Origin of the sequence: Selenomonas bovis DSM 23594, from assembly GCF_000381005.1 — a bacterium.
Classification (GTDB): Bacteria; Bacillota; Negativicutes; order Selenomonadales; family Selenomonadaceae; genus Selenomonas_C; species Selenomonas_C bovis.
Map to the genome: position 1 here is coordinate 1 of NZ_KB908396.1, position 11649 is coordinate 11649.

14 protein-coding genes are annotated in these 11649 nt (G+C 51.6%); 2 read left to right on the forward strand and 12 right to left on the reverse strand.

The features are described 5' to 3' along the window. Positions 1-73: 73 nt before the first annotated feature. The 12 genes from F599_RS0108760 to F599_RS15565 form a co-directional block, all read right to left on the reverse strand. Positions 74-253, reverse strand: coding sequence for a hypothetical protein (locus F599_RS0108760; RefSeq protein ID WP_019543151.1), 180 nt, complete (start codon positions 251-253; stop codon positions 74-76). A gap of 6 nt (positions 254-259) precedes the next feature. Further along, a complete protein-coding gene (locus tag F599_RS0108765) occupies positions 260-1606 on the reverse strand; it encodes an SNF2-related protein (protein ID WP_019543152.1) in 1347 nt (448 codons plus the stop codon). Then, positions 1603-1872, reverse strand: coding sequence for a hypothetical protein (locus tag F599_RS0108770; RefSeq protein ID WP_156021980.1), 270 nt, complete (start codon positions 1870-1872; stop codon positions 1603-1605). The genes F599_RS0108765 and F599_RS0108770 overlap by 4 nt, the downstream gene beginning before the upstream one ends. Continuing rightward, positions 1869-2153, reverse strand: coding sequence for a VRR-NUC domain-containing protein (locus tag F599_RS0108775; protein WP_019543154.1), 285 nt, complete (start codon positions 2151-2153; stop codon positions 1869-1871). Before F599_RS0108775 ends, F599_RS0108770 begins: the two co-directional genes overlap by 4 nt. Positions 2154-2384: 231 nt before the next feature. Beyond that, positions 2385-4622 (reverse strand): phage/plasmid primase, P4 family, encoded by a 2238-nt coding sequence (locus F599_RS0108780; protein WP_019543155.1) that lies wholly within the window; start codon positions 4620-4622, stop codon positions 2385-2387. Beyond that, the gene (locus F599_RS0108785) at positions 4619-5038 is read right to left on the reverse strand and encodes a DUF7768 domain-containing protein (RefSeq protein WP_019543156.1); all 420 of its coding nucleotides are present in this window, start codon (positions 5036-5038) and stop codon (positions 4619-4621) included. Before F599_RS0108785 ends, F599_RS0108780 begins: the two co-directional genes overlap by 4 nt. A 69-nt stretch (positions 5039-5107) precedes the next feature. After that, positions 5108-7096, reverse strand: coding sequence for a DNA polymerase (locus tag F599_RS0108790; RefSeq protein WP_019543157.1), 1989 nt, complete (start codon positions 7094-7096; stop codon positions 5108-5110). 57 nt (positions 7097-7153) lie between these two features. After that, on the reverse strand, positions 7154-7342 hold the full coding sequence (locus F599_RS0108795) for a hypothetical protein (RefSeq protein WP_019543158.1): 189 nt from the start codon (positions 7340-7342) through the stop codon (positions 7154-7156). Positions 7343-7354: 12 nt separating this feature from the next. Next, positions 7355-7921, reverse strand: a complete 567-nt coding sequence (locus tag F599_RS0108800; RefSeq protein ID WP_019543159.1) for a DUF2815 family protein — start codon at positions 7919-7921, stop codon at positions 7355-7357. Positions 7922-7934: 13 nt separating this feature from the next. Then, positions 7935-9062 (reverse strand): DUF2800 domain-containing protein, encoded by a 1128-nt coding sequence (locus tag F599_RS0108805; protein ID WP_019543160.1) that lies wholly within the window; start codon positions 9060-9062, stop codon positions 7935-7937. Next, complete coding sequence (locus F599_RS16065; RefSeq protein WP_019543161.1) at positions 9052-9372, reverse strand: hypothetical protein; 321 nt, start codon at positions 9370-9372, stop codon at positions 9052-9054. Before F599_RS16065 ends, F599_RS0108805 begins: the two co-directional genes overlap by 11 nt. Next, a complete protein-coding gene (locus tag F599_RS15565; protein WP_019543162.1) occupies positions 9362-9526 on the reverse strand; it encodes a hypothetical protein in 165 nt (54 codons plus the stop codon). Before F599_RS15565 ends, F599_RS16065 begins: the two co-directional genes overlap by 11 nt. 305 nt (positions 9527-9831) lie before the next feature. Here F599_RS15565 and F599_RS0108825 point away from each other — a divergent pair, with 305 nt between their 5' ends. Beyond that, a complete protein-coding gene (locus tag F599_RS0108825; RefSeq protein ID WP_019543164.1) occupies positions 9832-10047 on the forward strand; it encodes an SHOCT domain-containing protein in 216 nt (71 codons plus the stop codon). 39 nt (positions 10048-10086) lie between these two features. Further along, complete coding sequence (locus F599_RS0108830) at positions 10087-11649, forward strand: recombinase family protein (RefSeq protein ID WP_019543165.1); 1563 nt, start codon at positions 10087-10089, stop codon at positions 11647-11649.

Below are 11649 nucleotides of genomic sequence, written 5' to 3' on the forward strand. Positions count from 1 at the left end.
TCGGAAAGTCTTCGGAGTCTGCTGTTTACTCGCTGCTCCAGGTAATAATTCCGCTGAAAGAATTCCTTGGCGTTCATGCCTTTTCCGCCTCCAGTCGTGCAATCAGATACTCCGGATCAAGTGATGTGAGAATCGTAAAATAAGCGGAGCGGAAAAACTTGCGAATGGCCGCTTTCCCCTGTGGTGCCGCGGTTCTGTAGTCTTTCGCTGCCTGCGTGATGATGGCGTTCGCCAGAGCCTCATAGGAATCCATGTGGTATCACTCCTTTCCGAATTCTGCCTTTACGGCTGACATGAGTGCTTCCTGCACCTTATCCTTTCGTGTGAGTGCCGCCATCACACTTTCATCGATGCTGTTTTTCATCACGAGGTAGTGGATGGTGACGGTATGCCTCTGTCCTTGACGCCAGAGTCTGGCGTTCGTCTGCTGGTTGAGCTCGAGGCTCCAGGCAAGAGAGAACCAGATCAGCATGGAGCCGCCATCCTGCAGATTGAGTCCGTGGCCCGCGCTCGCAGGATGGATGAGTCCGATGCTGATCCTTCCGGCGTTCCAATCAGCGATGTCGGCCTCCTGCCTGAGTTCTCTTGCCCCGGGGAATCTCCCGCGGATGCGCTCAAGGTCATGACGGAACCAGTAGGCGATGAGGACCGGACGCCCGTTCGCGCTCTCGACCAGATCCTCCAGCGCGTCGAGTTTCCTGTCGTGCAGGTGCACGGCCCGGCCTTCTCCGTCGTAGGCAGCGCCGTTTGCCATCTGCAGGAGTTTTCCTGAAAGCGCGGCGGCGTTCATGGCGTCGATTTCCTTGCCATCGATTTCCGCCGCCATGTCTTTTTTCAGCCGCTCGTAGATCCTGCGCTCCCGCTCGTTCATCTCTACCTGCACCACGTTCGTCAAGCACTTGGGAAGTTCCAGGTAGTCCCCGGACTTCATCGAGATGGTGATATCGCTGATGGCTTCATAGATTTTTTCTTCGGCTCCCGGACGCGGCTTGTAGGTGAAAACCATCTGCGCGTTCCGCTTGTCCGGCAGGAAGTACTGTTCCCGGTATTGCGTGAGGAATCTTCCGAGACGCTTGCCCATGTCCAGAAGCCGGAACTCCGCCCAGAGATCCATGAGGCCGTTGCTTGACGGTGTCCCGGTGAGCCCCACGATGCGGCTCACCATCGGCCGCACCTTCATCAGTGCCTTGAAGCGTCTCGTCCGATGAGACTTGAAAGAACTCAGTTCATCAACGACGACCATGTCGAAGTCGAACGTGTTGTTTGTTATCAGCCAGTCGACATTCTCCCGATTGATGATGGTGATCTCCGCTTTCTGGCGGAGCGCCGCCAATCTTTTGGCGGTGTTCCCCACAGCTACGGCATAGGTCAGGCCTGACAGGTGATCCCATTTCCGAATCTCGCTCGGCCAGGTGTCTCTCGCTACTCTGAGAGGCGCGATGATCAGCACTCTCCGTACGGCGAAGGAGTCATGCAAAAGTTCCCGGATAGCCGTGAGCGTAATGACCGTCTTGCCAAGGCCGCAGTCCAGGAAGATTGCCGCTGCCGGATGGTTCAGTATAAACTGCGCGGCGTACCGCTGATAGGCATGAGGCGTGTACTTCATGAGGCTTTGCCCTCCCTGTACAGCGGCCAAGGCCTGCCATTCACGGCGGCGATGCCGTCCCACAGAACGCATTCCCTGACGCGTCCCAGACTGACCAGGACGTAGCGCGGATACACACGCTCCACGGTACCATCCGCCGGAATGGTCATGCTGATATTGCGTCCCATATCGCCCGGCACGCGGCAGGCGCCTACGCTGTTGAAATGAATCTCATCGCCCGGCTTGATGCGCTTCATCCTCTTCTCAAGCTGCTGTATCTGCATCATGAATCCTCCTCGATTTCATCCAATGCACCGCTGATCTGTTCGATACTGTCAATCACAAAAACTTTGAATCCCATCGCCCGCATCTGCCGGATGCGCCGCTCCTGCAGCGGGCGCGGCTTCTGGTGCGGAGCCTTAAGCTCCGCGAATCCCATCTTCCCACCTGGCATCATCACGATGCGGTCCGGCACGCCCGCGCAGCCGGGGCTGACAAACTTCAGCGCCACGCCTCCGCGCTTCAATGTTTCCGTCATGAGCCTGCGCTCGATATCCCGTTCTCTCATGTTGATCTGCTCCCTTTCATCAAGCCGTTTTATCCGCAGGGTGCAGGTTGGAGTAGGTCGATTCCTAAAACTCCCTATATAGGTTTTTTTGTGATAAAACTGCCCTAAAGGGGGTTTTATATAACGACCTTCATGTACCTGCACCATTAAATATTTATTAGTAAAATAGACAGTAAAAACTTAGTTCCTGCTTCTCTCCACCACCCTAAAATCACACATGATGATGGTATTTCACTCCAGAAACTCCCTGGCCTCAAGAAGCATCAATCCATCAACGATGACGCCCTTCTTCGTCCTATGCCTGGTAAAGCCCCGAAACTCCATAGCAGAATAGAAATCCGTCGTGCTGCGTACATACTCGCCAGCACTAGACGCATAGGCTCGGTAAGTGCTGTACAGCTCACCGGACTTTGCATGGCAGTTTACTCCGACCATGCAGCACTCAGACAAGAAATGTCCCAGCCAATCATTGCTCTCGCGATAAGAAGCCACCGCGCTTTCCACCGTTGAAGGTCGCTTCAGGCGGAAACCATTCTGGATGACTTTCTGCGCCCCCTCAATCACCCAGGAAAGCACTGCGGGCCCAGCTTTTTCTGCCAGATACTCCGCGTAATTCTTGATATCGCTGTTCCCTTCGATCACAGCGTCAAACGGAATGATCAGCAGTCGCCGCCAGGTTCCCGGATCATTGGCGCCGACGCGCGGCAGATGGTTCGTGTACAGGATGAGCGTATGACTCGGCGTGAAGTGGAACGGGTCTTTGTACTTCTTCTCAGCCTGGATTTCATCCGTGGAACAAAGCTGCTTGATGATTGCGGTATTCAGCCGCATGCCCTCATCCAGTTCCGCCGCTATGAGCATTCTCTTTCCTTTGGCCTCGGCAAGCTCCGGTTTGTAGTTTCTCTTGCAGCCGACCGTCAGCGTGTCCGCCGAGATATTGCCACTGTAGGTTCCAAGCACCCTCGATATGGTGTTCCAGAATGTTGATTTCCCGTTGCGCCCTTCGCCATATGCGATAATGAGGGCTTCCACGAACACCTTTCCCACCGCCGCGAGGCCGACCACCTGCTGCACATAGTCCATGAGCTCGATGTCTCCGCAGAAGAAGGTACCGATGGCGTCCTGCCAGATCTGCTTTCCCTGATCGCCGGGCGAGACGGACGTAACCTTGGTCGCATAATCCTCGGGCCGGTGCTCTCTTTTTCCTGCCAATCCCAAACGCAAATCATAAGTGCCGTCAGGCGTGTTCAGCAGGAAAGCATCATGATCAAGATCCGCCACCCGGATTTCAAGCATCGGCCTTGCGGCCTGCAGTGCAGAAAGCACATACCGCATGTCGCGCCGTTTCTCGACAAACGTCAGATAAGCATGGGCAGAAAGATACGCGGCATAGGCTTTTCTCCTGACATCCGTGATTTCTTTTTCCAGCGTCTTTCCACCCTTGGAAACCTTTTCCTTGGCCACTCCTGCCCCAGTCAGCGCATCGGCTGCTTTTTTCACCGCATCCTGCGCGTCTGCCAGCTGCAGGTCCAAAAACTCCTCCACCGCTCCAACGGCCTGCGCCCTGGATTCATTCCAGGTTGTGCCGTCATAGCGGAGATAATCGGTCGCTGGCGTGTATTTCAGCTCGCTCCCATATTCGCGCGCCAGCACCTTTGCCTGACCGATGTCGCTGTAGTCATCTGGCTTCAGCGACATACGCTGAAACTCATATTCCTCGGGCGGCACATATCCTGGCTGCGCCTGCACCCTCCTCGCAAACTTTGCGGCGCTGCGCCATATCGTGCCGAGCTCATCGTCGGAAAGCCTGGGCTCGCACTCCGCTGCCCGTTCAAGGAATATGATATGTGCCCGCTCCGTCACACCGTAGCGCTTGACGAGTCTGCCCGCAAACTGCGACATGGTGTTGTTGCGCTGCCCCTGAGGAATCGATTTGCCTTGTTCCTCTTGGCAAAATAAATCGGCAATCGTCTTTTTCCCATCCTGCCAAAGGCTGGATTTTGCATAACTGCCATAAAGAAACCGGGCGGCATCCAGTGCAGCACCATCGAAGAAAGGAAAGCGTCGCTGGATGCTTTGTTTCAGCGCTGTATAAGTGTCGGCATCTCTCTGCTCCGGAATCATAAAATAAACATGGAACCTTGGTCTGGCACTTTTTCCATGCTTCTCTTTCATGTGATTGCGCGACGGAACCACAGCCATCGCTACATCGGGAAGCATTGCCATCAGCTTTTCTCCTGTTACCCACTGCGCCGGATCGTCGGTATGGCTGTTGTCGCAATCCATGACCACTACATTAGATGCTAAAAACTTCTCCCGGCCCCGGCAGCAGCCTTCATATTTTGCGCAAACATGATCGTAAACAGCAGCGGATTGCAAAGCATTTCCATCGGTGATTTCTACTCGATTGGGATACAGGACATTTCGTTCATTTCCCGTGCAGTTCGCGGTATAGACTGTAAACTTCATCTTTGTTCCTCCTCGAAGTTGTCATTAAAAAATCGCAGTCTGTAATTTTTCCATCTGGCCCGTCGAATTTCTGCCTCCATACCAGGAGATATAGTATTGCCAAACACCAGCACTTCACGGCAAAAATTCATAAGCACATTGCCAAAATACAGTCCCATAGCCCGCTCCTCCGGCTTCCTATCATCAAGAAACTGTGGAAAAAGCAAGTGCGGGGCAATGGGGATATATCCCTGCTCAAAAGCAAAGCGAGAATACCTCCTGGCATTTTTGATATTTTCTAAGACATTCCCGGAAAACGGCGAACATATATACGCCAAAGGGTGGTACGTATTCGCCGTTCCTTTTTTTGCCTGTATCCGAGATATTGCCTGCTGCGGCGTAGGGTCCGCATAATGCTCATCATTAAATAAATCCATAGCCGTCTCTCCTTTCTAAGGAACCCTCTACTTACCTATGGAGAAAAACTTTGTATTTGAGCAATAGGATTAATCTTTTTGATAAAATTCACATTCGTATCCGTCTGCCCGGAGCAACAATCCTTCGGCCCATGGCGGTGTCCGCCCCATCTGCTCGCAGATGGCATCGACGCTGACATTTCTGTCGCACTCGATAATCAGTTCATCATGGACATGGCCGACGATGGCACAGCACTGCAATGTCTGCATGGCATAGCAGAGAATGTCCCGGCTGATGCCCTGGACGATGTTTTCCACGAACTTCGGGCCGTAGCTCTCCAGCCGTTCCCACTTCTTCGTTGCACCGATGCCTTCATAAGTGACGGACTCGCCGCCGAAGCGGTTCTCTCCCATCCGAGGCTTTACGTAGGAAAGCCGCCGTCCGCTGGGAAGTTGGATAAACAGCATGCCGCTTTGGTACAGGAAGCGGATGCAGCCGACCTGCATGGGGATCTGTTCCTTGATGGCTGTTTTCACGGCGGCATCCACCTGCCACCAAAAATCGACGATATGCGGATTGGCCGACCGCCAGGATTGCACCAGAGGATACAGCTCATTTTCCGTAAGGCCCATTTCAAGAGCGCCCATGGCCTTCAGCGCACCGATGGAACCGCCATAGCCAAGCGCCAGTTCTGCGATTTTCCCTTTTTGCCGAAGATGCGCATTACGGCCATGTTTTTCCACAGGAACGCCGAACATGAAGCTGGCCGAGGCGCAATAGATATCCCCATTCCTGGCAAAGACATCTGAGCGCCATGTTTCTCCTGCCAACCACGATAGTACTCTGGCTTCAATCGCCGAAAAGTCTGATACGACAAATTTCATCCCTTTCCGGGGCACAAAGGCCGTACGGATCAGCTGGGAAAGGACATCGGGGATGGAATCATACAGGAGTTTCAAGGCTTCATAATTTCCCTGTCGTACCAATTCCCGAGCTTCTGCGAGATCCGGCAGATGATTCTGTGGCAGATTTTGCAGCTGGATATGACGACCGGCAAATCGCCCAGTCCGATTGGCCCCATAGAATTGGAACATGCCTCTGGCCCGACTGTCCTCGCAGGCCGTCATTTCCATGGCCTGGTATTTTTTGACCGAGGATTTGGCCAGCTTCTGCCGGAGTAGCAGTACGCTGCGAAACGGTTCTTCTGCCGTCTTCAGCAGCTCCTGTACCTGCTTCTTGCCCAAAGAATCGGTCTTCATCCCGTGCCGTTCCAACCAGCCAATCATCTGGATGACGGAGTTCGGATTCTCTAGGCCCGTCTTTTCCTTCAGCATAGCCATCAGGCTTTCCCGGCTGCGGGCATCGATGACGATGGCATTTTCAGCCAATGTCCGGTCAATGGCAATGCCCCGGTCGTTGATTTCCTGGTCGAGATGATATTCATCCCATACCTGCTGCGGTACGGGATACTTCTTCAACCTCTCCTGGATGGCCATTTCCACTTCCACATCCCGTTTGTTATAGGACTTGAATAAGGTCCATTTGTCTAAGTCATGCTGAGGAAGGTTTCTTGTCCTGCCGCCATTCGATTTAGTTTCCTTGCAAGGAACGCAGAAATAGCGGATCAGGTCTTTGCCTTCCTTCAGCTTCTGGCTGTCCAGATTCAGCACGGTCCCTGCGCCTTCCAGAGAAAGAGGCAGTCCCATATAGGCCGACCAGATCATGGAGCATTTCCATCCCGCCGGATTGAGGAACCTGGCACAGTCCTGAGAAAGCGGATGATGATCATGAAATGGGTCCAGACTTCTCCCCAGATCACGCAGATACCGCGACAAACAGACACGTTCAAAACTGGCATTGAACGCCCACTTGGTGACAGATTCATCGGTCAGGGCATCCAGGATATCATCCGGGATGCTCTCTCCCTGCGCCAGGTCAACGACCTGCACTTCGCCCCCGTCCACGGCATAACCGAAGAGGAGGACTTCAAAGGCTGGCGATTCTGCATACTTGTACACGCCGCATTTCGCCAGATTGACATCGCTGAATGTCTCAATGTCGATACTGATGGTTTTCATACGCTTCACCTCAAAAACGACGAGGCATAAAGCCCCGTCGCCACCATGGAATAGTACTTATTTCTGGATGGATTCCATCCGCTTACGATGATATTCTTCTTCCCGTTCTTCCCGGCGCCGATCCATTTCTTCATCTCGCTGGTCTTTTTTGATATCCGTATAAATCATGGCCATAAAGAATCCGCAAGCGCACAGCGCAAGCAAGCAGTACAGGCACTCCAGAATCAGCTTCATTAGCGTCTCCATCTTCATCCCTCCTTAGGCCAGAAAATCATCATCAGCAGCCGTAGCGAAATCATCTTCCGCACGCGGTCTGCCGCCAAGGGGCTCGCCGTCGCGGATTTTCTGGAGGTTGTTCAGGCCGCAGGCGATGCCTTTATTTCCGTTGCTATTGAAGGCATAGAAGTTGATGGACGCACGCCCATAGACGCCGGAATAAACTTCAGAACGTTCCAGGATATGCTGGCAGTCGGCATCGACGATGCCCGGCTTGGTCGCCGAATTGGCATTGACGAAGAAGCTGTCCTTATAGGCATCATCGCCCGGGCGTTCCAGGTCGCCGTCACGGAGCGGCGTCTTGATGGCTTCAAGAGCTGGTACGACACGGCCATTGCCCTTGAGCTTGCTTTCGCCTTCTTTGTAGGCAGCCTTGATCGCAGCACGAATCTTTTCTACGGTCTTCGTATCCGACTTAGGAATGATCAGGCTGACGCTGTACTTCGGCGTACCACCATTGATGGACTTCGATTCCCAGACGTTGGCATAAGACCATCTGGTATTGACTCCGGTAATCACTTTGCACGGATTGACATAATTCTTGGACATAACAAGTTCCTCCTTATTTTTCATCATTGAATTCATCTGCTGCGATGTACATGGCCGGACGCTTATCCGATGCCGGCACCAGGACCGGCTTGCCCTGCGGCTTTTCCACTAAACCTGACAGCAGTTCTTCAAACCGTTTCTTGCCGAGCTGTTTCGTCATCGCTGTGATGCCGAGCAGCTTCTTTTCATATGGGTCGAAGCCTGCTTCTTCCACTTTGGCGGCGACTGCTTCTTCGCTTACGTAGCGGCGGTTTGAGCGGCCTTCGACCAGTTTCCATCCGTCCCACTGCTTGCCGGACAGGGCCTGCTGCAAAGCGTACTCTTTGACGTCACTGGCCCAGTTCACCAGTTCATCGGCCTTCGAAAGGACGGCTTCGATTTCTTCATCCTGCAACGTGGATGGGACGGCGAAATCATACTGAGCCAGTTCCAGATTGTATTCAGCCCTCTTGCGGCAAGTCGCCTTGATCTTGCAGAAACGGCAATGGTCGCCAGCCTTGTACTCTCCTTCTCCCTTCGCCGCCAGTTCTGCGGTAGGCTTCAGCACTGTTTCGGCCCACTGGAGCAGTTCTTCCTTGCTCATGGTGCAGGTGCTGACGTTGTCCCGGCGGGGCTGGAAGATAGTCATGGACACCCGGCGGATATCATAGATGCCATCAAACAGGTTCAGCGCACCGAGAGCATAACACAGCATCTGCGGATTCCTCTCGGCATCCACCAGAACTCCCAAGCCGTGCTTGTAATCGATGACCGTCAGGGTATCGTCAGCCACAATGATGCAGTCGCCTGTTCCAAATCCGCCTGGCACCCACTTGGAAAAGTCCAGCCGCTGTTCCACCATGATCATCGGGTCCTTGCAGGATGCTTTGGCAGAGGCCAGAGATTCCATGACGAACTGTGCGTATTCATCGGTGCATTCCGCCATCTCTTCATCAAAGTAGGTAAGAGATTCCGTCGGGGCTTCCAGCTTCTGTCCCAGCGCCGTCTTCACCTTGAATTCGCAGAGCGTATGCGCCTCCGTCCCCTGCCGAGCGAACTCGCTCGGTGTATCCGGAATCTTGGCGCATTCCTGTGCGGACGGCGGACAAACCAGCCAGCGATAGCTAGACGACGCTGACAGTACGGCGTGTTTATCCGGCATGGCCAATCACCTCCAGCTCCTTCAAGAACGCTTCATACTGCGCCGCATCAATGCTGGACAGCTTGTCCGCTCCGTACTTCTGGATCAGGCTGCGAACTTCTTCCGTGAATCCCTGACGAGCCTTATCAGCGGCCACCTTGCGGACTTCTTCCAATGTCAGCTGTGGCGTTTGCTTGTTGCTGGATGCATGGACTTCGCTGCCGTTTTCCTTTTTCGCCATTCGATTCAGCTGATCCGCTGCATGACAGATGGCGTCTGCAGCCGTGTGTAGTAATTGTGCGATTTCCTTTACTGTCTCTTCATTTGTCACTAATTGTCTCTCCTTCCAATGGAAAATGATTCATGGCAAAGAGAAATAACGTCCTTGCCATCCTGGCGGATACCTGACTAATGGCATGAAGAATCTGGATTTCTTCCGCCATATTGCGCATGGCAATGTCGATATCTAGATCGTTTTTGTCCATCGCGTTTGCTCCTTTCCGAAGGCCTTATCGCACCTTCTACTTCCCTTTGGAGAAGGATTCTGATTTTGAGCAAGCCTTTGGATAATTTTTTCAAGCTGCTCGGAATCGCTTCTCTTACTTCCTAATGGAGAACTATCCTATGATTGAGCAAAAGCCGCAGGTCTCTCCCACCAAGAAGAGCCTGCGGCTTTTATTGAAGTATTCCATTTTTCTTTGCTCAAAGAGCTCTGCTTTCTCCATAAGAAAGTAGAGGTGAGAAAGTTGTTCCTCCTCACCTCCCATAAAAAAATTAGGAGATAAATCTTATGGACAACCTCACCCCAAAACCACCTGATCTCTACTACACTACCGAACGCCTGCAAAGCGAATTATGCTTTCATATGGCGCAACGCATCGCCAGAGCTATGCTGGCTAATCACCTCATCAGTAAGAAAGAATTTCACATTCTCTCCAATATCAATCGCGAAACTTTTCCTCCCCTATTTGCGGAAATACTGCCAAAAGGACTTGAAATATCCTAGTCATAGAGTGATATATAGACCTGGAAAGGAGCGGTCTGCTTGAAGAAGGTAACAAAAATTGCGGAATCCCCATCTTCATTGAAGAGCAAGAAAAAAATCAGGGTTACTGCTTACTGCCGTGTCTCTACAAGTTCTGACGCACAGCTTGAAAGCCTTGACGCACAAAAGATTCATTATGAGAACTACATCAACAACCGTGATGATTGGAAATTTGCGGGCATCTATTATGATGAAGGCATCACGGGTACGAAAAAAGAAAAACGCCCAGAGCTATTACGGCTCGTGGACGACTGCAAAGCTGGCAAGATTGATTTCATTGTAACGAAATCAATCAGCCGATTCAGTAGAAATACTACAGACTGTCTGGAAATCGTCAGGGATTTACTCGCCCTGCATATTCCCATCTACTTTGAAAAAGAAAACATCAATACCGGCTCTATGGAAAGCGAGCTCTTTTTATCCCTGCTTTCCACCCTGGCTGAAAACGAATCTGTATCGATTGCAGAAAATATCAAGTGGTCCATACAGAAACGGTTCGAGACTGGCACATTCAAAGTGTGCTCTTCTCCCTATGGCTATGATTGGGACGGAAAGCAGCTGATTGTCAATCAGGGACAAGCAGCCGTTGTGAAAAAAATCTTTGCGATGCTTCTATCCGGAAAAAGCACACAGGCGATCGCCAATGCTTTAAACGAACGTAACGTTCCATCAAAGCGAAGCAGGCACTGGACCTCAACCACCATTCGCAACATGATAACCAATGAAAAATACGTTGGTGACTGTCTGTTCCAAAAAACATACTCGGATTCTCATTTCCGACGTCATAACAATCATGGCGAAATGACACAATACCTGATCAAAGATCATCATCCAGCAATCATCCGACGCGAAGATTTCGAGAACGCACAAAAGTTAATCCTACAGCGAGCCAGCGAAAAAGGCGTGGTACGAGGAAGCGAAAAATATCAGAATCGTTATGTATTCTCGGGTAAAGTAATCTGTGGCGAATGCGGCAGCGCGTTCAAGCGTCGGATACACAACTCCAACGGGCGAAAATACATAGCCTGGTGCTGCACCACTCATCTCAAAAATAAAAATAAATGCCACATGCTTTTTATTCGCGACGAGGTCTTAAAAAAGGCTTTTATCATCATGATGAATAAGCTGATATGTTTTCATCAAACCATCTTGATCCCTTATCTGCAAGCGTTAAAAAGAAATCCGGATGATGGTTCACTGAACAGGATGCAGAAAATCCATACGCTAATTGCTCAGAACGCTGAAAAAAGGGAAACGTTAGCGAAACTTTTGTCGCAAGGTGTGATTGGTCCTGTCATCTACAATAAAGGATTAAACGAACTCCTTTCCCAATACGATACGTATCAAAAGGAGATGAATGCTTTAAAGCATTCCGTTTCTGACAGTATGAATCATGTACCAGAAACCACGAGGCTTTTGCGCTTTGCTGAAAAATCCTCACCGTTAACAGCATTCGATGAAACACTCTTTGAACAATTCGTGGACTCCATCCTCATTCGTTCTCGCGACGAAATCTGCTTCGTGTTAAAATGCGGCCTTACCCTGACGGAAAGGAGGCAATGA

What these genes read in the sequence shown, in the direction of transcription:
- F599_RS0108805 (WP_019543160.1), bottom strand. Translation starts at nt 9,062, where the DNA reads ATGCCGGATAAACACGCCGTACTGTCAGCGTCGTCTAGCTATCGCTGG.
- F599_RS0108760 (WP_019543151.1), bottom strand. Translation starts at nt 253, where the DNA reads ATGGATTCCTATGAGGCTCTGGCGAACGCCATCATCACGCAGGCAGCG.
- F599_RS0108780 (WP_019543155.1), bottom strand. Translation starts at nt 4,622, where the DNA reads ATGAAGTTTACAGTCTATACCGCGAACTGCACGGGAAATGAACGAAAT.
- F599_RS0108800 (WP_019543159.1), bottom strand. Translation starts at nt 7,921, where the DNA reads ATGTCCAAGAATTATGTCAATCCGTGCAAAGTGATTACCGGAGTCAAT.
- F599_RS0108790 (WP_019543157.1), bottom strand. Translation starts at nt 7,096, where the DNA reads ATGAAAACCATCAGTATCGACATTGAGACATTCAGCGATGTCAATCTG.
- F599_RS0108785 (WP_019543156.1), bottom strand. Translation starts at nt 5,038, where the DNA reads ATGGATTTATTTAATGATGAGCATTATGCGGACCCTACGCCGCAGCAG.
- F599_RS0108775 (WP_019543154.1), bottom strand. Translation starts at nt 2,153, where the DNA reads ATGAGAGAACGGGATATCGAGCGCAGGCTCATGACGGAAACATTGAAG.
- F599_RS0108770 (WP_156021980.1), bottom strand. Translation starts at nt 1,872, where the DNA reads ATGATGCAGATACAGCAGCTTGAGAAGAGGATGAAGCGCATCAAGCCG.
- F599_RS0108795 (WP_019543158.1), bottom strand. Translation starts at nt 7,342, where the DNA reads ATGGAGACGCTAATGAAGCTGATTCTGGAGTGCCTGTACTGCTTGCTT.
- F599_RS0108765 (WP_019543152.1), bottom strand. Translation starts at nt 1,606, where the DNA reads ATGAAGTACACGCCTCATGCCTATCAGCGGTACGCCGCGCAGTTTATA.
- F599_RS0108825 (WP_019543164.1), top strand. Translation starts at nt 9,832, where the DNA reads ATGGACAACCTCACCCCAAAACCACCTGATCTCTACTACACTACCGAA.
- F599_RS15565 (WP_019543162.1), bottom strand. Translation starts at nt 9,526, where the DNA reads ATGGACAAAAACGATCTAGATATCGACATTGCCATGCGCAATATGGCG.